The organism is Paenibacillus sp. PK1-4R (assembly GCF_030369595.1).
Classification (GTDB): Bacteria; Bacillota; Bacilli; order Paenibacillales; family Paenibacillaceae; genus Paenibacillus.
Map to the genome: position 1 here is coordinate 5,372,965 of NZ_CP126535.1, position 21,862 is coordinate 5,394,826.

Genomic DNA, 21,862 nt, shown 5'->3' on the forward strand with positions numbered 1-21,862 from the left:
ATATATTTACACTTGCTTGCCATCGTCGTAACACTTCTTATTTTATCTCAATGATTGGCTGTTCGCCAACTTTCAGCACTCCACTCTTCTTCAGAGTTACTGTGGAGCCCTCTGGCAGGTTAGTGAAAATAACTGGTGAAATGATCGAAGGAGCGTTTGCTTTGACATACTCCAGATCCACTTCCATAATCGGCTGACCTGCCGATACCAGATCACCTTCCTGTACCAGTACGTTAAAGCCTTGACCTTTCAGCTTCACCGTATTAACACCTATATGAACAAGCACTTCCTTGCCACCATCGGACATGATGCCCACGGCATGTTTGCTTGGAAATACATTAAACACTTTACCATACACAGGAGAAGTTATCGTACCATCATGTGGCAAAATTGCGAACCCATCACCTGTCATTTTCTCAGCAAAGACCGGATCAGGTACGTTTGTAATGTCCAGCAATTCACCATTGACTGGCATGACGATATCCTCAGCAACAATGCGCTCGCCTTGCTCACCTTGTGCCTTCTCCTCTTCAGGAGTTGGTTTGGCAGCTGCTGGCGTTGGTGCTGGTGTTCGTCCTGCAATAATATCCTGCATTTGAGATTTGATCGTGTCAGAACGTGTACCGAAGATGGCTTGAACATTATTACCCACTTCAAGTACACCAGATGCACCCAATTGTTTCAAACGATCTTTTTTCACATTGGATTTCTCATTAACTTCAATCCGCAAACGAGTAATACAAGCGTCCAGATGTTTGATATTTTCCTTGCCACCGAAAGCTTCGAGAATGTTATGTGGCAGGTCATCCGTTGAACCAGAGCCTCCGCCAGATTCGGTTTCAGGCGTTGCATCCTCTCGTCCAGGTGTTTTGAGATTGAATTTGCGAATGATAAACCGGAAACCGAAGTAATAGATCACCGCAAGAATCAATCCGACAATAATCACGTCCCACCAAGGTGTACGGTTTTGGAATACACCAAATATCAGAAAATCAATCAACCCACCTGAAAAAGTCATACCAATTTTAACATCCAGAAGCTGCATTGTCATAAATGACAATCCTGCAAACAAACAATGAATTCCGAACAACACAGGTGCGACAAACAAGAACGAGAACTCAAGTGGTTCGGTAATTCCTGTAAGAAACGAAGTCAGTGCTGCTGAACCCATTATTCCAGCAACATATTTTTTATGCTGTGGTTTTGCTTCATGGTACATTGCAAGTGCTGCAGCTGGAAGGCCAAACATCATAAAAGGATATTTACCAACCTGGAATGTACTCCCAGTCAAGGTGACATTATCTTTCAATTGAGCAAAGAAAATATTATAATCACCTTTCACAATTTGACCTGCCTTGTTCACATATTCACCAAATTCAAACCAGAAAGGTGAGTAAAAAATATGATGCAGCCCAAATGGAATCAGCGCTCTTTCAATAACTCCAAAAATAAAGGTTGCCAGTGTTGGGTTTGAATCAACCATCAGATGAGAAACAGCATTCAAACCTTGTTGAATTGGTGGCCAAATGACTACCAAAATCAATCCTAAAAACATTGAAGCAACAGCCGTCACGATAGGTACGAATCTTTTCCCTGCAAAGAAACCCAAGTAAGAAGGTAATTCAATCTTAAAGAATCGATTATACATTGCAGCGGCTAAAACACCAACTATTATACCTCCAAACACTCCTGTGCTGAGTGTAGGAATACCTAGGATATTTGCATAGCCGGCTCCAGAGTTAACCAGTGCAGGTGTAACACCGACAGCTGTGCCAAGAGTTACATTCATAACCAAGTAACCTATGATGGCAGCCAGTCCCGCAACACCTTCGCCACCTGCGAGACCAATTGCCACACCAACTGCGAACAGCAAAGCAAGATTGTTAAATACAATCTGACCCGCGTTCATCATGATTGTTGCAAATCCATTCACCCAAGCATGATCTAAAATTGGCGCATACTCCAAAAAATTTGGATTAACCAGCATGTTACCAATTCCGAGCAGCAAACCTGCCGCAGGTAGAATGGCTACAGGCAGCATGAGAGCTTTACCTACTCTTTGCAATACACCAAAAAGCTTTTTAAACATCGCGTCGTTTCTCCCTTTCGTCTAATTTATATGTTGTGATGCAAGCAAGGGAACACAAAAAAAGGCATGAATTAATAAAGTAAACTGTGCCAACCTTGGGGTATAGCATACCCTGTACAAGGAAAGAACAATCACACTTTAATTAACTCATGCCTGATCGAGTCAGTAACACGTCGCTTATGTTTATTCAGTTGCTTGATTACGGAAACCATTGTAGCACCAGTTCTAATCTATTGCAAGCCTTTACACCAAAAAAATAAATTCCGCATTCCATCACTGGAATGATCTCACTTATTCTCTTCTTCCTTCCGCTGATTCAGCCTTTGCAGATGAATGGTAAGATAACCTACCTCCGCAGGATAAACCGGCAGTTTCAGTCTTTTCTCCATTACTTTGGTCAGTTTCCATGCAAGCGAGTACATTTCGGGATACTCCAACTTAAGCAGGGAATCTAACTTATGAAGCTCTTCCACTTTGTCTCCACGGCGAACACGCTCAAGGGCGAAACGAAGATGAGTCAGCAAACGAGAGTAATCAAGCGATTCCGTTTCAAACGAATAATCAAGTTGATCAGACACCAGGTTCACCAAATCAGTGATCAATTGTGAATGTTCACGTACCTGGGATATATTTTGATTGGTCATTGCACTATAGATATGGAGGGCAACAAAACCAATCTCGTCCATCCCCAGATCTACACCCATTTTCTCTTTGATCAGACGAACAGCGTATTCTCCCATTCGATATTCTTCAGGATAAATCTCGCGGGTTTCATATAAAAATGGATTTTGTATGATAATGCCCTGCTCCTTGCGTTTTAACGCGAAAGAAATGTGATCGGTTAATGCAATATGGATATGTTCATTCAGAGGAACGTCCGTACGCTCTGCAATATACGTAATAACTTCGTTAATAATCTCGATCAGTGCTTCATCCACCTGTGGAAGAAGCTGTTTGTACTGCTCTTGCTCCTGCTGGTTTTTCAAAATGAACATTTTCTCCACAGCCATCAATGGAATGTGATCACTCGGTTTTCGGTTAAAGCCAATGCCTTTACCAATAACAACGACTTCCCCGTGTTCAGGATGCTGTGCAATGATTACATTATTATTTAGCGCTTTATCTACATGCAGGCTGCTCATTGTTTGCACCTCTTTTTCACACCATCTTAGGTGTGATTAAGTCACACCCTGTTACGAACGAAAAGACACCCGGAGCGGGCAAACCGCGCCGGACGTCTCGCTTAAAAAGTAACAAAAATTCGTCTTAAGGTCAATAGAGCAACCATGCAAGATTCGAAGTGCTTCTTACTCGTCAACTCCAGCTCTTTCCACAATCTTGTCGATTATAGAAGGAGTTGTAACAGCCTCGCTCTGTTGAATGGCAACTGGCGCAGGTGTTTTAGACTTCGTAAGGCCTTTAATTAGCTGCTCTACATCAATGCCGGATACACTTTTGAGCATCTCTGGAGCGGTCGCCATAAGTTCAGTAACATAGTTACTCACTCGCGCTGCACCTTCACCTTTACCTGTATCTACCACCGTCAGTTTATCAATGGATGCAATTGGCTCTGCAATTTTACCAGCCAGTTCAGGCAGCATTTTGACAATGATATCGAGTACAGCTGCTTCGCCAAACTTCTGGAACGCTTCGGCCAGTTTTTCCTTCGCTTCTGCTTCTGCAAGACCACGCAAACGAATAACTTCTGCATCTGCTGTACCTTTGGCAAGTTCTGCATCCGCCATGGCCTGACCTTCAAGTCGCTTCTGTTCAGCTGTTGCTTTGGCATGTGTTTCGATGGAATACTGTACAGCATCGGCTTCACGCATTCTTTTGGCTTTATCTGCTTCGGCAGCCTGCTCTACCGCATAACGATCCGCTTCTGCCTTTTTCTTCACTTCAGCATCATATTGCTTCTCACGTACGACGATTTCTTTTTCTTGGAGATCGATCTCACGTTCTTTACGAACGAGTTCAACCTTCATTTCTTCTTCCACCACGGTTTGTCTCGCGCGCGCTTCATGGATATGGTATGCCTGATCGGCTTCCGCTTTGGCTGTATCCTGATCCCGCTTAAACGTGGCTACTTTCAGTTCCTTTTCTTTGGCTGCCTCGGCGATATTGGTATCACGCAGCAATTCTGCTTTTTGACCCTGTTCTTCCGCATTAGCCTTCTGAATACGTGCATCACGCATCGCTTCCGCTTCAGCAATCTCGGCATCCCGCTTCACTGCGGCAATTCTCGGTTTACCGAGAGCATCCAGGTAACCCTGTTTGTCACGAACATCCTTGATGGTAAATGAAACAATTTGCAGTCCCATTTTCTTCAAATCTCTAGCTGCTACGCCTTGAACCTCTTGCGCAAATCGATCCCGGTTCCGATATACTTCTTCCACCGTCATTGTACCCAGGATGGCCCGCAAATGCCCCTCCAGTACCTCCTGTGCTTCGCTTCTCAGCGCTTCTACAGGTTTACCGATGAATTGCTCAGCTGCCGTAGCAACGTCCTCTACAGCGCCTCCAACCTTGATAATAGCTACACCGTCAGCAATAACCGGAACCCCTTGCTCCGTGTACACTTCAGGTGTGGAGACATCCAGCTTGTGGGACAATAAGGAGATAAACTCGGATTGCTGGAATACCGGCAAGATAAATGCACCGCCACCACGAACAATCTTAATTTTTCGGCCAGAATCATCATCGGAGATATTTTTGCTACCCAGAAATGATCCCGTAACGATCATCGCTTCATCCGGTCCAACCGTTTTGTATCTCGCCCAGAAAGCCAGACCTAAAATTAGAATGACTCCGACTACAACTATGGGAATCAATAAAACATCCCAATTCAAATTCAAATTTTCCATTCCACATCTCTCCCCTTATTCATTCATGATGAGTGCTTAAACTAATTAGGTGATAAGAGTACTTTATAAATCTTTAAGTACATTTTCATCCCATTCCGACACACGTAGTACACCATCTACAACATCCACCACGACAACACGGGCTCCCGCCGCAATGGGGAGGTGTTCAAAACTGGATGCCGTTTGAATCGTACTACCGGATGCAAAGCGGATCATCACTTCGCCAAAACCTTTTTCCGGCACCGGAATGGTAATTTCCCCAATTTTTCCAGATAACTCTTTCATTGAAAATGCAATCGAGACATCGCTGTTACGCATCGGTTTGATATATGCGAAGAATACCAGCATGGCTGCAGCAATACCTATAAGCAGGGATAATATTAGACCCGACATCGCACTTAATGAACTATAACGTGTCAGCATAATGCCTGCCCCACCGAAGGTTGTAATGGAACCAGCTAGCACAACGGGTTTGAAAAAATCAAGACCTGGCATTTCGAAGGCTCCGTCCAGCAAGCCGTCAATCAAGTCACCCAGCACAAGGCTGACAACCGCAAATATTGCTCCTCCGATTAGACACCCCCAATAAATTGTCTCCATCCCCTGTTCCTCCTCTCCTCTGCCGCAAATTCATCCTAACTGAGCATTCCACATGTAAATAAATACGTAGTTAACACCAAAATGTTTCAAAATCTTTCCTCAAATGTATTCTGGAGCCGATAATGGGTATTATCACGACATTCTGTTCTTCTTGCTTCATGTTCCTCCATCATTCACGTTCGCATGCAAGACATAGAAAAACCGCAAGCCCCATGAAGGGGACTTGCGGTTATTGGACAACAGGATGTGTCCGTTCACTTGTCAGTGATTATAGAATTACAGAGAAGCCTTGTAGATGGATACAACATCTTCCCGTTGCAGTTTCTTGAAGTTACCGAATGGACCAAACAGCATAGCTTTATCAGCCATTACGTCGATCTGGCTATCATCGATATCGTAATCTGCCAAACGGTTAGGTGCACCAATGGATGTCCAGAATTTGCTGAGCGCATCGATACCTTCTTCAGCAATCTGTCTGTCCGACTTGCCTTCAGGGTTCACTTCGAATACATTAATTGCCAGACGTTTGAATCGATCCACATTCACATCCAGGTTATGTTTCATCCAGTGTGGGAACAAGATTGCAAGTCCACCGCCGTGTGGGATATCATACACTGCGGATACCGCGTGTTCAATATTATGTGTTGCCCAGTCTCCTGCGAGACCCATATTCAGCACGCCATTCAGTGCCATTGTTCCGCAATACAGAATCGTTTCGCGCAGTTCATAGTTCTCCAGGTCTTCAACCAGACGAGGCGCTGCTTCCATGACGGTACGCAGAATCGTCTCACAGAAACCGAGTTGAACCGGTGTGTTGGCATCCAGATGGAAGTAATGCTCCAATACGTGGGACATCATATCTACCATACCGTATACCGTTTGGTCCAGTGGAACCGTGTATGTATTCACCGGATCCAGGATGGAGAAAGCAGGGAATGAATAAGCGCTACCCCAGCCCAATTTTTCTTGTGTATCCTGATTCGTAATAACCGAACCGGAGTTCATCTCCGAACCAGTTGCCGCCATCGTCAATACGGTACCGAGTGGAAGAGCATCCTGTGCAACAGCTTTGCGCTGTGCAAAATCCCACATATCGCCATCATATTTGGCACCTACCGCAATAGCTTTGGAGCAGTCCAATACACTACCGCCACCTACAGCAAGGATCAGGTCGATATTATTTGTTTTGCAGAGGTCTACCCCTTTATGCACCGTAGAGAGACGCGGGTTAGGTTCCACACCTGCCAGTTCAGTCACTTCTGCTCCAGCTTCCTTAAGCAATCCGATCACTTGATCGTATAGACCACTGCGTTTGATACTGCCGCCACCATATACAAGCAGAACCCGTTTACCGTATTTCGGCACTTCTGTTTTCAATGCTTCCAGTTGTCCTTTACCAAAAATCAGACGGGTTGGATTATAGAATTGGAAAGATCTCATATCTATTGTCGCCTCCAATGGAGTTTAGAATTTTTAGTGCAACTCCAATTATAGTACCCCGTTTATAGAAAAACAAATCGATAGCCACTCACTTTATAACAACCCGTTAATCTCCAAATGGGCTCGAAACATCTCGCTCGTTGAAGGCAAATCCTCAGCATCGACCCATGTTTCTGAGGCCCATAATCCAGCCTGTTTGAATGCCCGAGGACAATGGATAAAACACTCTTCCACATCTACAATGACAGCCGCACCTATGGTTTTACCACTCCAGCCCATACTGGCGATGAATTCCTCATCCTTGGTAATAGATGCTGTACCATTAATACGCAGCACTTCATTCATACCCGGAATCAAAAAGAGCATACCAATACCAGGGTTCGACAACATGTTCAACAACGAGTCTATGCGCCGATTGCCTGGGCGTTCGGGATAGACAAGCCGGCATGTATCATACACTTTTACAAATCCCGCTCCATCACCCCGTGGCGATACATCGCTTTTTCCATCACGATCGGAGGTGGAGAGGAAAAATAACGGTGACATGGATAGAAAGTTCTGAACATGTGAATCCACAAATGAAATTGCCTTGTTACGCACATGTTCATGCGGTTCACCCACCATGCCTTGCAGTTCCTCAGCATCTGTAATCAACGGAATATTCAATGCTTTTTTTTCCAAGTTATTAACCCCATTTCCTCAATTCATTGTGGTACTCTAGGACTTCACTCCATTATAACTTGCCCGGAATTTCTTTCCAATGCATACAAATGTCTAGAATAACAAGAACAACACCCGCTCATGATTGGGCGGGTGTTTTGGTTTGTTGACTACTATTCAGTGTATCCCATGCTGCTTACAAAACGACGGAAAGCCTGACGTCCTGCTTCATCATATTTGTAGACACCTGCATGTTCCAGAATCTCGGCAAATTTCAAGCCGACTTCCTGTTGTACAATGGCAACGGCTTGTTCTTTGTCCAGGTTAGGACCAAACCGTTCAATCAATTCTTCCGCCCAGCCCAGATGTTTGTTCAACACATGATCAGAAGCTTTGGCGACTTCAGCAAGTTTGGCATCTCCAGCGAGGATATCCGCGATACTGTCCAGTTCTTCTTTCAAACGACCTGGCAGGATGGCAAGCCCCATCACTTCGATCAGACCAATGTTTTCTTTCTTCAGATGGTGCATTTCACGGTGCGGATGGAAAATCCCTTCAGGATGCACATCATTCGTACGGTTGTTACGCAATACAAGATCCATCTCATAACCACCATCTGCACTTCGACGAACGATTGGTGTTACCGTATTGTGTGGTACTTGTTCCCCGTCCACTTCACTGAATGCTTCGATATCCACAGCAGAATCACTGTAGACCTTCCACGCTTCATATACGGCGTTACCCGCTTCTAGCAGCTCTGCAGGGTCGTGAGAAGCCAGACGCATTACAGACATTGGCCATTTCACAAGACTCAAAGTAAGTCCAGGTGCATCCGCATGGCGGAAGACCGCTTCAGGCTGTGCATTTTGAATGGCGAACGTATGACGACCACCTTGGAAATGGTCATGTGTCAGAATCGATCCACCTACGATCGGCAAATCCGCATTAGATCCGATAAAGTAATGCGGGTACTCCCCGACAAAGGCAAGCAGTCTGCGCAGTGTATCTTTGGTCAGTTTCATCGGCACATGATCATGATGGAAAATGATGCAGTGCTCGTTGTAGTATACATACGGCGAGTATTGGAACAACCAAGGCTCGTTGTTAAGTTCCAACGGAATGACTCTCAGATTCTGGCGGGCCGGGTGATTCACCCGACCAGCGTAACCTACATTTTCACGACACAGTTGGCATTTTGGATATACCGGTGGCGGAAGCAACTTCGCCATGGCAATTTCCTTTGGACTTTTCTCCGGTTTTGACAGGTTGATAGTAATCTCCATGTCTCCATAGGCCGTGTCCTGTGTCCAGTAGACGTTCTTCGAGATCCGATCCATCCGAATATAGTTGGAGTTAATTGACAAGTCATAGAATTGAGATGTAGCTGCCTCAATACCTTCCGTCTGCTCCGTGTGGCGGAATGCGCGTACCACTTCGGATGGGCGTGCCATCAGATGGCCCATGATTTTGGCATCCAGCAAATCACGGAATGTATCGCTATTTTCAGGAATGAGTCCAATGGAAAATCCATAATCGATCAACGTATCCAGCATAGCCTGTGGACCATCAGGCACAGTCGTGTCCAACTCGCCGGCATAAGGCTCTGAGAATCCGAATTGTTCCAGCAAGAGGTTGCGGCTATAATCCCAATCCGCTTCCTCGATTAATTGTTTCTGCAAGGCAAATGCAACCAGACGTTCAATGGCATGCAGTGCTTCCTGCTGCTCCGGTGTCCGCTCTGTGGCACCTGCTGCAATATGAGTCTGTGACATAAGGTGTTCGCCTCCTAGTTTTTTCCGTAGCCGTCAGGACGTGATTGGTGCCAGCTCCAAGCGCTTTGAATGACATCTTCCAGATTGGTCCATTTCGGATTCCAACCCAGGACAGATCTCGCTTTTGCAGATGAAGCTACCAGCACAGCCGGGTCACCTGCACGACGTGGTTCCTGTACAACCGGAATATCGAGGCCAGTCACTTTTTTAGCTGTTTCGATCACTTGTTTTACCGAGAATCCTGTGCCGTTACCCAGGTTGAACACATTACTGTTCTCACCTTTGCGAAGATAATCTACTGCACGCAGATGTGCATCAGCCAAGTCGCTTACGTGGATATAGTCACGGATACATGTGCCATCTTCTGTTGCATAGTCGTCCCCAAACACGGCGATGTGCGGGCGTTGTTTCAATGCTGTTTGCAGTACAAGTGGAATCAAGTGACTCTCTGGTTGGTGATCTTCACCAATTTTACCGCTGTCATGAGCACCGGCTGCATTGAAGTAACGCAGGGAAACGTATTTGATATCCTGAACTTTATCGAACCATGACATCATGCGCTCCATCATCAGCTTTGTTTCGCCGTATACGTTGGTTGGCTCTGTACGATCACTTTCTTCGATTGGCACTTTCTCAGGCTCACCGTAGGTAGCTGCCGTAGAGGAGAAGACGATGCGGCGTACGTTCGCTGCATTCATCGCTTCCAAGAGACAGAGTGTACCAAACACATTGTTGTCATAATATTTAACCGGGTCTTTCATACTCTCGCCTACGAGTGAGTTGGCCGCAAAGTGAATGACTGCATCGATTGAATTCTCAGCGAACAGCTTCGCCAGAATTTCTTTGTCACGCAAATCCCCTTCATACAATTTACCGCCGAGCAACGCCTCACGATGCCCTGTCTGCAAGTTATCCAGTACGACAACCTCTTCCCCACGTTCCAACAATGCTGCTACCGTATGAGAACCAATATACCCTGCTCCACCTGTCACCAAAATTGCCATTTTACTTCGCCTCCTTCAATTCTTTAACACCGTCGCCTACACCGCATACATAGAAATCACCTTTAAGACTGGTACGCGCTTCATATGCAGCGCCCACTTCACTTACAAAACGCTCGACATCATTTTCATGCACAAGTGATACGGTACAACCGCCAAATCCTGCGCCAGTCATCCGAGCACCAAGCGTGCCTGGAATCCGCTGAGCCTCTTCAACCATAACATCCAGCTCATCACAGCTTACTTCGTACAAATCGCGAAGCGATTCATGAGAAGCGTTCATCAGCTTGCCAAAGGTTTCCAGATCGTTACCCTGCAATGCTTCGACCGATGCGAGCACGCGAGCGTTCTCTTCCACAACATGTTGTGCACGCTGTCTTACTTTCTCATCCTTGATCTGATCCTGTAGTGTTACGAACTGCTCTGGCGTCAATTGAGCCAGGTAATTCAGTGCAGGCAGCTGTTCCTTCAAGATGGCAAGTGCCTGCTCGCATTGGGAGCGACGTTCATTGTATGCCGAATCTACCAGACCGCGGCGTTTGTTTGTGTTACCGATGACCAATTTGTAGGAGCCTGTACGGAAAGGAACCTTTTCGTACTCCAGTGTGTCACACATCAGCAGGATCGCGTGATCCTGAGCACCGTTTGCAACAGCGAACTGATCCATGATTCCACAGTTGACGCCTACGAACTCATTTTCCGCTTTCTGGGACAGAAGCGCCAGTTGAACCGTATCAATATCCGATACACCCTCCAGAGACTGAATCGCAAATCCGGTGAGTACCTCCAGAGATGCAGATGATGAAAGTCCTGCCCCGTTCGGAATCTCCCCGTGGTACAGGAAGTCGTAGCCTTTTGTTACATTTACGCCTTTGCCTTGCAATTCAACCATGACACCAACAGGATAGTCGGTCCATTCTCCGGTTTTTTCCTTACCGATGGAGGAAGTGTCTAGTACCCCTTCGTAAGACATGTTCGTGGAAGCCAGTTGCAACTTGTTGTCCTGACGCTCACGAATGATCAATGTAGTTCCGAATTCAAGTGCTGCCGGGAGCACGTATCCACCGTTATAGTCAATGTGCTCACCGATCAGATTCACACGCCCAGGGGCATGAAACACACTGATGTCCGCTCCACTCTCTCCGTACTTCTCAATAAACTTTTGTTTCAATTCAGTTACGTTCACTGCTGCTGCACCTCGCCTCGTTGTTGTGGTTTTCTTAATGTTATTATATAAGAAAGCGGTGCCTCTTGTAATGCAACCATGTGTGTTTCATATGGATAAATGTGACCTTAAGGCGTATAATGATCGGAGCATCCCAGAAAGAAGGAAACGAGCATGACAGACCCATTCAACGGCAAGAAAGACCCTCTTGCATCTACTATCGAAAAAATACAGGAATCACCTTCCGGTAAAAGTGGAGCACTCAGTTATTCGGTTGCCTCCAATCCGGTCTATTATGAGCAAGGCATGCTGCATGTCCTGTTTGCCGGAGCAAGCCAGACCCTTCCGGGTCACGCCGTCGGACCGAAACTGTTTGATTATTATCTGTTGCACTATGTAGAAAAAGGGGCGGGTACGTTCCGTACCGAACTGCACACCTACGAGTTATCCGCAGGTGACTGTTTTCTCATTCATCCCGGGCAACTGGTAAGCTACCAGTCTCACGCCCGCAATCCATGGCAATACCGCTGGATCGCTTTCACGGGCAGCCAGGCTGCCCAGCATGCCGAGGAGGCGGGATTCCGCCCCGAGAAGTCCGTTTTTCATGCCGGACCCTCGTGTGGAATTTCCGATTGGTTATCCGTGATGCAAGATGCTTTTGCCGAGCGCAAAGAAAGCTCCCATTTCACATCACTGGGTACGTTATATATGATTCTAGCCGAAGCACAGAATCACCTTTCGCAGGGCCAAACCTTAATTCCAGGTGAATCATCCATCCGACGTACGGTGAAACAGATGATTCAATATATGTCCACCCAATATGCCTATCCTGTCTCCATTGAACAAATGTCTGCAAGTCTCGGGTACAATCGTGCGTATCTATCCCGTATTTTCAAACAGGAAACCGGACTTTCGCCAGTCACTTATCTGCTAAAACTGCGGATCGACAAGTCGCGCCAACTCCTGAGAGAACGCCCGGATCTGTCCATCGAACAGGTATCTGCCTCAGTGGGACTGCCAGACGCGCTGTATTTCTCCAAACAGTTCAAACGATTTCACGGTGAAGCGCCTAGCTTGTATCGAGAGAAAATACTGTCCCGCCCACTAAATCAGGGGATACAGAAGAATGCTCAACAAAACAAACGGTAAGCAACTTAACGGACGGAACCACGTAAGACAAAAAAAGGTGCATTCCGCCATTATGGCTAAGATGCACCTTTTGCACTTTATTTATTTGTCATCAGGCTCCGGAGACAGGATGGATTCAATCCGTTCCAATTCCTCTGTAGAGAAATCCAGTTGACTGAGCGCAGCCACATTCTCTTCAATCTGGGAAGGACGACTTGCGCCAATCAGCGCGGAAGTTACCCTGCCATTACGCAGCACCCATGAGAGTGAAAATTGGGCCAAACTCTGACCGCGGGCTGCTGCAATCTGGTTCAGCGCACGCACTTTGCGGAGCGTCTCTGGAGAGATGTTGTTTTCATTCAGGAATACCGACGGTCCTTTGGCACGTGAGTCTTCCGGGATACCATTCAAGTATTTGTTTGTGAGCACACCTTGTGCCAATGGACAGAATGCAATACTGCCTGTTCCATACTCATCCAGCACGTCCTGCAAACCATCTTCAATCCAGCGGTCCAGCAGCGAGTATTTCGGTTGATGGATTAACAGGGGCGTACCCAGACTTTTCAAAATTTCGGCAGCCTGTCTTGTTTGCTCTGCGGGATAGTTGGAGATCCCTACATAAAGGGCTTTGCCCGAGCGAACAATATGATCCAGTGCCATCATCGTTTCTTCCAAAGGCGTTTCGGGATCATAACGATGTGAATAGAAGATATCCACATAATCCAGGCCCATACGCTTCAAGCTCTGATTCAGACTGGACACCAGATTTTTGCGTGAACCCCACTCGCCATACGGCCCGGGCCACATATAATAACCCGCTTTGGTGGAGATCACCAGTTCATCCCGATAAGGTTTCAGATCTTGGGCCAGTACCTGTCCAAATAATTGCTCTGCCGAACCTGCCGGTGGACCATAATTGTTGGCAAGGTCAAAGTGTGTAATCCCCAGATCAAATGATCGGGTAATCATATTACGGCCATTCTCAGCGTTATTGATACCGCCAAAATTATGCCACAGCCCCAGTGAAATCGCTGGCAGTTTCAAACCAGAACGTCCAACGCGGTTATATTTCATCGTTTCATAGCGAGTATCGCTTGCTACGTAGACCATTATGAATCCCTTCTTTCCCCAGGTTCCGCCTCTTGTATCCGGTCTATGCCAGAGAATGCGGTTATTCAGTCCATACGTTCAACCAAGAAGCTGGTCCACAATATTCATTACCTCACCAATCGGCTCTGTAATCAGCAAATTAGCCCTGCGGTCGTAAGCGGTAGGTGTGGCGTTAAGAAGAACGGTATGTTTTCCTTGAAAATACGTAATTAACTGGGCGGCTGGATATACCGTCAGTGACGTGCCGCCCACGAGTAACAGATCGGCAGAAGACAATGCATCAATAGAGCGATACAATGTCGTCTGGTCCAGCTCTTCCTCGTACAGCACTACATCCGGCTTGATTACACCACCACATGCGGTACAGCGAGGTACGGTATCTTGGGATTGTATAATATCATTCAGCGTATAAAACTGTTTGCAATCCATGCAGGCATTACGATGAACTGAGCCATGAAGCTCCAAGACAGTGCTGTTGCCTGCCTTCTGATGTAGTCCGTCGATATTTTGCGTGATCACTGCCTGAAGTTTTCCTTCCTGCTCCAGACGGGCCAATAGTCGATGACACCCATTCGGTTCCGCATCTGGATGAAGCATTTTGCCACGATAAAAATCATAAAAAATATCGGCATGTTGATCAAAAAAATGCCGGCTTAACAATTCTTCCGGTGGATAAGGCGAATGCTGCTCTGTCTGATACAGACCCGCAGCCGAGCGGAAGTCGGGAATCCCGCTTTCCGTTGAAGTCCCGGCCCCTCCGAAAAAAACAATCCGGGAGCTTTCCTGAATCCAGGCAGCCAGTTGTTCTGTTGCGTTCATCCTCTCTCCTCCTTTTACTTACTATATAAATTGAACTAAAGAATATTTACACTGGCCACTCCGTGAGTTCAATTTATATCCTTCAACCAAGCAAGGGTGACTTATATAATTACGCTAAGCTCATTATAATGACGAATAATGGCATGGGCATCAACCAGATGAGATCCTTGATCTAACTGTGGACAGTAACCAAGCGTATAGGATACCTCTGCGTGACGCCCCATCTGCATATCCCCATTGCTGTCTCCAATTACAACGGCCTCGGCAGGATCGATATGTAATTCACGGCAAGCCAAGAGTGCTGCTTCTCTATCCGGTTTGCCCTGGGTCACCCGATCACAGCCCACAATGGAGGTGAAAAAGGAACGAATCCCCATCCAATCCAGATGTGTTTCTGCTGCCGCTGTACTGTCTGAAGTGACGACCGCCAGTGGTATGTCTGCTGCCCTGCATTTCTGCAAGAAATCCAGCAATCCTGACATTGGTTCAGCGGATTTGCGCTCTCTTACCGATCTCATAGCCACACTTGAAAATTGGCGTATCGTTGTGATCGCTTCATTCCATGGCATGCCTGCTGCATATAGCTGCCCGGCAAGCAATCCCGTGCACTCATCCACAGTCGCAATGGCCAGCGGGCCTTGCGGATCATATCCAACAATGTGACCTTCTGCATTATGAATGGTGCCCAGGACGTGCTCCCGTTCAACCGTAAATGAAGCTCCAAGCTCATTCATACGTGATTGTAACTGACTCAGCAACGTCTCTGCCCACGGCCCCCATAGCTGGAGGAATTCCAGCAGTGTTCCATCTTTATCAAACAGGATACCTTTACATGGGATCTGCGCTCCATTCACTTGAAGCATGGTCATCCGTATCGCCTCCATCAAGTATGCTATAAATGCATACGGCCCTTAGTGCAGAATAATCAAAACCTACTTAATCGTACTTAACCAACCCAGAACTGTCTTGACGGTCTGATTTAGCTGTTCTTCTCCACTCACTTCCGGCTCGCCATCTCCTTTTTGATGACCATAATCACCGAACTGGGCGTGGTTACCACCTTCAATGGTGTAATATACCGTGTCTTCTGGAAGATACATCCGTCCACTTTGATACTTCGTGGCATTCACGACCTCATCTTTAGTTCCCAGAATGGATAAAGCAGGTATTCCAAGTGACTTTACGCTTCCTTTTTCATCCGGGTAGGATGCCAGAAAGAAGATGCCCTGTAGAGCATCAGGATGCGATGCTACATAACGTGCAGCCATCGACCCGCCGAGAGAATGTCCACCCATAACAAATTGTTCGTCCGGATATGCGGCCAGAATCTCATCTGCCAAGTTTGGCTTGAGTACTGCCAGATTAACTGGCATTTTGGCAATAATCGTGTGATGACCGGCAGCAGCCAGCTCATGGGCAAGTGGTGCGTAACTTTCCGGTTTTACCAGTCCACCAGGGTAGAAAAGTACACTTTTCCCCGTCGGTTTATCTGGCACAAAATCAATCCAGTTCTCTTGTTCGCTCACGGTCACCTTATTTGCTGTTTCCATGGCTGTTTGAGCTGTTTCCTGTGGACCGTATGGTGTGAATAATTTCCACGCAACAAATCCACATCCAATGACAATGAGCGCCAGAAGTACGAGCAGGAATTTCCCGATGCCCCTCTTCTTGCGCCCTGTATTATACCGATTTCTCAACATTAATCACCTTTCTTCACTTCCGCAGGTGCCGCGGCTCACAGAATTGGGAGCCTTTGTCCATCAGGCTCCCCTTCTACGAATTAAAAAATATTATTCAGCCTTGGCCTTGCGGTAAGCATCCATATATTGTTCCGCTTTGCGACGGACATGACTCAGGTCACCCGTCTTCACAGCTTCCGATGTCAAGTCGGAGCCGATACCTACAGCCACTGCTCCACCTTTGATCCAATCTCCCAGATTAGACAAGGATACCCCGCCAGTTGGCATAAAATTCGCCTGCGGCATAGGGCCCTTCATCGTTTTGATAATCGAAGGATCATACAGATTACCCGGGAACAACTTCACAATGTCCACGCCGAGTTCCAATGCGCGTTGAACATCAGCAATCGTCATCACACCAGGCAGAATCGGAATTCGATACAGGTTGCAGATCTGAACCGTATCCGGGTTCAGGGAAGGTCCGACTACAAACTCGGCACCCGACATGATAGCCGCTCTCGCCGTTTGCGGTTCAAGCACCGTTCCCGCACCAATAATCGCGAATTTCTCTGGATCTTGTGTGTTCCAATGGTATACACGGCTTAATTTTTCAATGGCTTTGAGTGCACTGGGTACTGTCATCGTAATTTCGATAACTTTAATACCACCCGCAATCGCTTGCTCGGCCATGGCAATGACTTGATCCGCAGAATCTGCACGCAGAACTGCCACAACCCCATTGTCCGTAATCTTTTGCAACAGCTGAAGCTTCTTCATTTCATTCTCTCCCTTGTCAATGTGGTGGTTGTGTATACAAGCCTTACATTTAAGAACGAAGATGAGCCATATATGATTTCAGCAGCGACTAACGCTCAACATGGGCAACGTTGTTCAGCTTGGCCTCGACCTGCCCCCACGTCGGGAGCGCCTCCCAATCGCCAACAGCCTGTATAACCATGGAACCGGTCAAATTGCCGAGACGGGTTGCTTCCTGCGGGGAGTATCCTTTTAATAAACCCGACAAAAATCCCGCGCAGAATCCATCTCCTGCACCTACCGTATCCAGAACATAATCCGCCTTAAAGTACGGAACTTCCGTTAGGGTACCATTCGCCAATACGTAGGTCAAATCAGGGCCACCCTTCACGATGCACACAGCATTCATGGCAGATAAACGCTCAAGTACTTTTTGATCATTTTCTTCGTTATATAGAAGTTTCATCTCGTCCAGCCCCGGTAAAAAGTAGTCCGCCAGTTCAGCTAAACGCAGTAAAACTGGACGGGCCTCTTCCGCAGACCATAGTTTGAGACGCAGATTTGGATCAAAGCTTACTTTCACCCCTGCCTGTTTGGCAATATGTATGGCAGCCTCTACGGTTGCAAGTCCGGACGGGCTTATCGCTGCCGTTATACCCGTAACATGCAATATCTTCGCCCCGGCAATATAGTCGGGATCCAGATCATCAGGTGTGATCGCACTTGCAGCAGATAGCTTCCTATAATAATGCACCGAGGCTTTCCCGGAAGCGTTCTCACGAATCATCAAACCAGTGGGCTCGTGATCACTTAACCTTACCCGGGATACATCTACGCCTTCACCGCGAATGGCTTTCAGAATCATGTTGCCGATCGGATCATTGCCCAAGCGTCCAAACCAACCACTGGTATGCCCCAGGCGGGATACGCCAATAGCCAGATTGCTCTCAGCACCCCCGAAAGACTTGTCCAGTGTGGCTGCATATTCCAGCCCTCTTGTATCCTTGGCAGTCAGCAAACCCATACTCTCCCCAAACGTAATAATTTCCGGGCTTGGATAGGGACTCGTTGACATGATTTCTTCCCTCCTTATAATTACATTCCCTCATCTTCTTTTTCTATTGTCATCCTCTATGCAACCGTTGTCAATCCCGGAGCGTTCATTTTGTTGTCACAGCTTTGAGAAAAGATAACGCTTACCAATGTGAATTAAATCACAATAGATAATGCACATCCATATTACCCTTATTACAGATGCAAATGACCTGGCAACCAGGGTCTATAAGGGGGCTGCACCATGAAAAATCAGACACTGATCCGGGATGATCAGGAATCTTTCTTTTACAATCTGCGCTTTATGCTTATCGTCTGTGTCCTTGCTGGTAATGCACTTGAACCACTCATTACACGTTTTGCAGGAGCGGAAGCTCTGTTCCTGTGGATATATACGTTTCACATGCCACTATTTGTATGGGTAACCGGGTATTTTGCGACACACTCACTCCAAGGTGCATCTGGGCGAAACGTCCTGAAGCAGATTGCACTACAGTATGTACTGTTTCAGTCCTTATACGCATTGATGGACTTTACCGTATTCCACACACCCCATATGCGGCTATCCTTCTTTGCACCTTACTTGCTGTTATGGTTTCTCGCGAGTCATTTCTGTTGGCGACTGTTGCTTCGTCTGACGATTTCCTGGAAACCGATATATCGGCTGATTGGATCGATTACGCTCGGTGTAATTGCGGGGTATTTGCCAATCGACGGATTCTGGCTCAGCTTCAGCCGTACGTTTGTATTTCTGCCGTTCTTTGTCATCGGTTATGACTATGGAGCAACCATCCGTTCACATTTATTATCCGGTTGGGGGCGAAAAACCGCAGCCATCCTCTCTGCTGCACTGTTGGTGTGGATTGGGTATGGTGGTTTGAACATATCATCCGGATGGTTACTCGGCAGCATGACGTACGCCGAACTGGGTCACCACGAATGGTATGCCGGCATCTTCCGACTTGGAGTCTACCTATTGGAGATCGCATCGGCAGCACTGTTCTTGGCCTGGGTACCTTCCTTGACTTCCAGACTGACGGACCTTGGACGACGTACACTCTATGTATTTCTGCTGCATGGGTTTCTCGTTCGTCTCGCGATCTGGTCCGGAGTCTACAGTTATATGGGAAGCTCGGCGTATATTCCAGTCATACTGGTCATTGCCGTACTCTTCGCAGTCACACTGGCTCTGCCGGCTGTACGTCACACGTTCAAACCCTTAATTGAACCGGATATATCCCGATTTTCTTTCAATCGACATGAGGTGTTTAAACGATCGGCCTAATGCTCTGACGTGTCTCTTCACCATCCGTTCTATCCTGGTGTGTTGTTTCAGGCTGGAAATAAGGTGGTAAATTAGGGATACGCGCTACAAAAAACAACTTATCGTTGTAAGGAGTGATTTGTAATGGCACGTCAACCGACGTCAGAACGCAAGATGAGCCGTGAGGAAGCTGGCAGATTAGGTGGCAAAGCGACTTCCAAGAACCATGATCGAAGCTTCTACCAGATGATTGGAAAAAAGGGTGGAGAAGCGACTTCAGATGCCCATGACACTAACTTTTACAAGCAGATTGGTCGCAAGGGCGGCGAAGCAACCTCCGAAACTCATAATAAGGAATTCTATCGTGAGATTGGACGCAAAGGCGGAAGCAACTAATGAATTCCGCTTGCCACATCGAAACATGATCATAGCTTTCCCGTAAAATCAAGAAGTCTAATTCCATGAAAATGGTTTAAGGCTTCTTTCTATTGATTGTAGAAATATGACGACGGTTGTGATAGACTCAATAGAAAAACCGGGTGTTCACGGGTTTAAAGCAGCAAAGAATTTCACAAACTACGGGGAGCTCGACACCGGCATGCCGGTCCTTTTTTTTAGAGTACGGATGAAATTAAACGACAGATGCACTGCCATTTACTTTTCCATTCATGTTGCTCAATATTATATATTTGGGGGGAATACACCATGTCAGCCAAGAAGATGCGTTCCGATATGATCAAAAAAGGTTTTGACCGTGCACCACACCGGAGTTTGCTCCGCGCAGCGGGCGTTAAAGAAGAGGATTTCGGCAAGCCGTTTATTGCCGTATGTAACTCATACATCGATATCGTGCCCGGGCACGTCCACCTTCAGGAATTCGGTAAAATTGTAAAGGATGCTATTCGTGAAGCCGGTGGCGTTCCATTCGAATTCAACACCATCGGAGTAGATGATGGTATTGCCATGGGACACATTGGTATGCGTTACTCGCTGCCAAGCCGTGACATTATCGCGGATTCCGTGGAAACCGTTGTATCTGCACACTGGTTCGACGGCATGGTATGTATCCCGAACTGCGATAAAATTACACCCGGCATGATGATGGGTGCACTCCGCTGTAATATCCCTACCGTGTTTGTCAGCGGTGGACCGATGAAAGCCGGTCGTGACAGCAATGGTAAAGCTCTGTCCTTGACCTCTGTATTTGAAGGCGTAGGCGCTTATCAAGCAGGTAAAATCGATGATAAGAGCTTGCTTGAACTTGAACAGTTTGGCTGTCCAACATGTGGATCATGTTCCGGTATGTTTACGGCAAACTCCATGAACTGTCTGGCTGAAGCGATGGGACTGGCTATGCCAGGTAACGGAACCATCCTGGCTGTTGCTCCTGAGCGTCGTGAGTTTGTTAAACAATCTGCTAAACAACTGATGGAACTTATTAAAATGGATCTGAAACCACGTGATATCGTTACTGTAGAAGCGATCGATAACGCGTTTGCACTGGATATGGCGATGGGTGGATCTACGAATACAGTACTGCACACGCTGGCACTGGCTCATGAAGCAGGCATCGAGTATCCAATCGAGCGCATCAATGAAGTAGCTAACCGCGTTCCGCATCTGGCGAAACTTGCACCTGCTTCCGATCTTCACATCGAAGACGTTCACAATGCAGGTGGCGTAAGCGCAGTGCTGAACGAATTGCTCAAGAAACCAGGTGCAATTCATGGAGACTGCATTACAGTTACGGGTAAAACGATCCGTGAGAACGTTGAAGGAAAAGAAATCCAGGATACAAATGTCATCCACCATCTGGATAACCCGCATTCCGAAAAAGGCGGCCTGGCTGTATTGTTTGGTAACCTTGCACCACAAGGAGCTATCATCAAAGTTGGTGCTGTTGATGCTTCGGTTGGTGGATACCACAAAGGTCCTGCCATCTGCTTTGACTCCCAGGAGCAAGCGCTCGAAGGTATTGCTAACGGCAAAGTAAAAGAAGGACATGTTGTTGTTATCCGTTATGAAGGACCAAAAGGCGGACCAGGTATGCCTGAGATGCTGGCTCCTACTTCGCAGATCGTAGGTATGGGATTGGGTGCCAAAGTTGGTCTGATCACCGATGGACGCTTCTCTGGCGCATCCCGCGGAATCAGTATCGGACATATTTCTCCGGAAGCAGCTGAGGGTGGTCCAATCGCCTTTGTTGAAGAAGGAGACATCATCGAGCTGGATCTGAACAACCGTATCATCGAGTTGCACATCAGTGACGAAGAGTTTGAACGTCGTCGCGCTGATTGGAAAGGCTTTGAACCGAAAGTAAAAACCGGTTACCTGGCTCGTTATTCCAAACTGGTTACCAATGCAAGCAACGGTGGCGTACTGAGTATCTAATTCACTAATAAATAAAGGGTTGCTCTTCTGCCAAATCTGGCGAAGGGCAACCCTTTTCTTTTGCTGGTTGG

18 protein-coding genes and 1 pseudogene are annotated in these 21,862 nt (G+C 46.9%); 4 read left to right on the forward strand and 15 right to left on the reverse strand.

All coding sequences use genetic code 11. The features are described from left to right. Positions 1-37: 37 nt before the first annotated feature. The 9 genes from ptsG to QNO02_RS23365 form a co-directional block, all read right to left on the reverse strand. Positions 38-2,089, reverse strand: coding sequence for a glucose-specific PTS transporter subunit IIBC (gene ptsG, locus QNO02_RS23325; protein WP_289390193.1), 2,052 nt, complete (start codon positions 2,087-2,089; stop codon positions 38-40). Between the two features lie 287 nt (positions 2,090-2,376). Then, complete coding sequence (gene glcT, locus QNO02_RS23330; RefSeq protein WP_047844046.1) at positions 2,377-3,231, reverse strand: glucose PTS transporter transcription antiterminator GlcT; 855 nt, start codon at positions 3,229-3,231, stop codon at positions 2,377-2,379. Positions 3,232-3,396: 165 nt separating this feature from the next. Next, positions 3,397-4,953 carry a flotillin lipid rafts scaffold protein FloT gene (floT, locus tag QNO02_RS23335; RefSeq protein ID WP_289390194.1) on the reverse strand — a complete coding sequence of 519 codons (1,557 nt, stop codon included), beginning with the start codon at positions 4,951-4,953 and terminating at the stop codon, positions 3,397-3,399. 63 nt (positions 4,954-5,016) lie between these two features. Further along, positions 5,017-5,553 (reverse strand): NfeD family membrane protein, encoded by a 537-nt coding sequence (locus QNO02_RS23340; protein ID WP_017686844.1) that lies wholly within the window; start codon positions 5,551-5,553, stop codon positions 5,017-5,019. Positions 5,554-5,829: 276 nt separating this feature from the next. Next, positions 5,830-6,993 carry an iron-containing alcohol dehydrogenase gene (locus QNO02_RS23345; protein WP_047844049.1) on the reverse strand — a complete coding sequence of 388 codons (1,164 nt, stop codon included), beginning with the start codon at positions 6,991-6,993 and terminating at the stop codon, positions 5,830-5,832. A gap of 93 nt (positions 6,994-7,086) precedes the next feature. Beyond that, on the reverse strand, positions 7,087-7,674 hold the full coding sequence (locus tag QNO02_RS23350; protein ID WP_289390196.1) for an MSMEG_1061 family FMN-dependent PPOX-type flavoprotein: 588 nt from the start codon (positions 7,672-7,674) through the stop codon (positions 7,087-7,089). Positions 7,675-7,826: 152 nt separating this feature from the next. Next, positions 7,827-9,425: a UDP-glucose--hexose-1-phosphate uridylyltransferase gene (locus tag QNO02_RS23355; protein WP_289390198.1), complete on the reverse strand. Its 1,599-nt coding sequence runs from the start codon at positions 9,423-9,425 to the stop codon at positions 7,827-7,829. Positions 9,426-9,439: 14 nt separating this feature from the next. Continuing rightward, on the reverse strand, positions 9,440-10,429 hold the full coding sequence (gene galE, locus QNO02_RS23360; protein ID WP_017686840.1) for a UDP-glucose 4-epimerase GalE: 990 nt from the start codon (positions 10,427-10,429) through the stop codon (positions 9,440-9,442). Position 10,430: 1 nt separating this feature from the next. Continuing rightward, positions 10,431-11,612, reverse strand: coding sequence for a galactokinase (locus QNO02_RS23365; RefSeq protein ID WP_289390199.1), 1,182 nt, complete (start codon positions 11,610-11,612; stop codon positions 10,431-10,433). 285 nt (positions 11,613-11,897) lie between these two features. On the opposite strand from QNO02_RS23365, the gene QNO02_RS23370 reads away from it, so the two are divergent. Then, positions 11,898-12,740: an AraC family transcriptional regulator gene (locus QNO02_RS23370; RefSeq protein WP_289392876.1), complete on the forward strand. Its 843-nt coding sequence runs from the start codon at positions 11,898-11,900 to the stop codon at positions 12,738-12,740. Between the two features lie 81 nt (positions 12,741-12,821). Here QNO02_RS23370 and mgrA read toward each other — a convergent pair whose 3' ends face one another. From mgrA to QNO02_RS23400, 6 genes are all read right to left on the reverse strand, one after another. Continuing rightward, positions 12,822-13,829, reverse strand: coding sequence for an L-glyceraldehyde 3-phosphate reductase (mgrA, locus tag QNO02_RS23375; RefSeq protein WP_036674510.1), 1,008 nt, complete (start codon positions 13,827-13,829; stop codon positions 12,822-12,824). 78 nt (positions 13,830-13,907) lie between these two features. Beyond that, positions 13,908-14,648 (reverse strand): NAD-dependent protein deacylase, encoded by a 741-nt coding sequence (locus QNO02_RS23380; RefSeq protein WP_289390202.1) that lies wholly within the window; start codon positions 14,646-14,648, stop codon positions 13,908-13,910. A gap of 101 nt (positions 14,649-14,749) precedes the next feature. Then, positions 14,750-15,517, reverse strand: a complete 768-nt coding sequence (locus QNO02_RS23385) for an HAD family hydrolase (protein ID WP_289390203.1) — start codon at positions 15,515-15,517, stop codon at positions 14,750-14,752. Positions 15,518-15,580: 63 nt separating this feature from the next. Further along, positions 15,581-16,348, reverse strand: a complete 768-nt coding sequence (locus QNO02_RS23390; RefSeq protein ID WP_289390205.1) for an alpha/beta fold hydrolase — start codon at positions 16,346-16,348, stop codon at positions 15,581-15,583. Between the two features lie 90 nt (positions 16,349-16,438). Beyond that, complete coding sequence (locus tag QNO02_RS23395) at positions 16,439-17,104, reverse strand: bifunctional 2-keto-4-hydroxyglutarate aldolase/2-keto-3-deoxy-6-phosphogluconate aldolase (protein ID WP_017686833.1); 666 nt, start codon at positions 17,102-17,104, stop codon at positions 16,439-16,441. Positions 17,105-17,192: 88 nt separating this feature from the next. Further along, entirely contained in the window at positions 17,193-18,158 is a 966-nt protein-coding gene (locus QNO02_RS23400) for a sugar kinase (RefSeq protein WP_133385876.1), read from the reverse strand. A 222-nt stretch (positions 18,159-18,380) separates the two neighbouring features. Between QNO02_RS23400 and QNO02_RS23405 the strand changes: the two genes are divergently transcribed. The 3 genes and pseudogenes from QNO02_RS23405 to ilvD all read left to right on the forward strand — a co-directional run bounded on the left by QNO02_RS23405 (position 18,381) and on the right by ilvD (position 21,791). After that, positions 18,381-19,421, forward strand: coding sequence for an acyltransferase family protein (locus QNO02_RS23405; RefSeq protein ID WP_091027693.1), 1,041 nt, complete (start codon positions 18,381-18,383; stop codon positions 19,419-19,421). Between the two features lie 123 nt (positions 19,422-19,544). Then, positions 19,545-19,787 (forward strand): annotated as a pseudogene (locus QNO02_RS23410) (KGG domain-containing protein); the annotation flags it as partial. 318 nt (positions 19,788-20,105) lie between these two features. Next, positions 20,106-21,791 carry a dihydroxy-acid dehydratase gene (gene ilvD / locus QNO02_RS23415; protein ID WP_289390206.1) on the forward strand — a complete coding sequence of 562 codons (1,686 nt, stop codon included), beginning with the start codon at positions 20,106-20,108 and terminating at the stop codon, positions 21,789-21,791. Positions 21,792-21,862 lie beyond the last annotated feature (71 nt).

What these genes read in the sequence shown, in the direction of transcription:
- QNO02_RS23340 (WP_017686844.1), bottom strand. Translation starts at nt 5,553, where the DNA reads ATGGAGACAATTTATTGGGGGTGTCTAATCGGAGGAGCAATATTTGCG.
- galE (WP_017686840.1), bottom strand. Translation starts at nt 10,429, where the DNA reads ATGGCAATTTTGGTGACAGGTGGAGCAGGGTATATTGGTTCTCATACG.
- QNO02_RS23405 (WP_091027693.1), top strand. Translation starts at nt 18,381, where the DNA reads ATGAAAAATCAGACACTGATCCGGGATGATCAGGAATCTTTCTTTTAC.
- glcT (WP_047844046.1), bottom strand. Translation starts at nt 3,231, where the DNA reads ATGAGCAGCCTGCATGTAGATAAAGCGCTAAATAATAATGTAATCATT.
- QNO02_RS23385 (WP_289390203.1), bottom strand. Translation starts at nt 15,517, where the DNA reads ATGACCATGCTTCAAGTGAATGGAGCGCAGATCCCATGTAAAGGTATC.
- floT (WP_289390194.1), bottom strand. Translation starts at nt 4,953, where the DNA reads ATGGAAAATTTGAATTTGAATTGGGATGTTTTATTGATTCCCATAGTT.
- QNO02_RS23390 (WP_289390205.1), bottom strand. Translation starts at nt 16,348, where the DNA reads ATGTTGAGAAATCGGTATAATACAGGGCGCAAGAAGAGGGGCATCGGG.
- QNO02_RS23395 (WP_017686833.1), bottom strand. Translation starts at nt 17,104, where the DNA reads ATGAAGAAGCTTCAGCTGTTGCAAAAGATTACGGACAATGGGGTTGTG.
- ptsG (WP_289390193.1), bottom strand. Translation starts at nt 2,089, where the DNA reads ATGTTTAAAAAGCTTTTTGGTGTATTGCAAAGAGTAGGTAAAGCTCTC.
- QNO02_RS23370 (WP_289392876.1), top strand. Translation starts at nt 11,898, where the DNA reads ATGCTGCATGTCCTGTTTGCCGGAGCAAGCCAGACCCTTCCGGGTCAC.
- QNO02_RS23400 (WP_133385876.1), bottom strand. Translation starts at nt 18,158, where the DNA reads ATGTCAACGAGTCCCTATCCAAGCCCGGAAATTATTACGTTTGGGGAG.
- ilvD (WP_289390206.1), top strand. Translation starts at nt 20,106, where the DNA reads ATGTCAGCCAAGAAGATGCGTTCCGATATGATCAAAAAAGGTTTTGAC.
- QNO02_RS23355 (WP_289390198.1), bottom strand. Translation starts at nt 9,425, where the DNA reads ATGTCACAGACTCATATTGCAGCAGGTGCCACAGAGCGGACACCGGAG.
- QNO02_RS23345 (WP_047844049.1), bottom strand. Translation starts at nt 6,993, where the DNA reads ATGAGATCTTTCCAATTCTATAATCCAACCCGTCTGATTTTTGGTAAA.
- mgrA (WP_036674510.1), bottom strand. Translation starts at nt 13,829, where the DNA reads ATGGTCTACGTAGCAAGCGATACTCGCTATGAAACGATGAAATATAAC.
- QNO02_RS23380 (WP_289390202.1), bottom strand. Translation starts at nt 14,648, where the DNA reads ATGAACGCAACAGAACAACTGGCTGCCTGGATTCAGGAAAGCTCCCGG.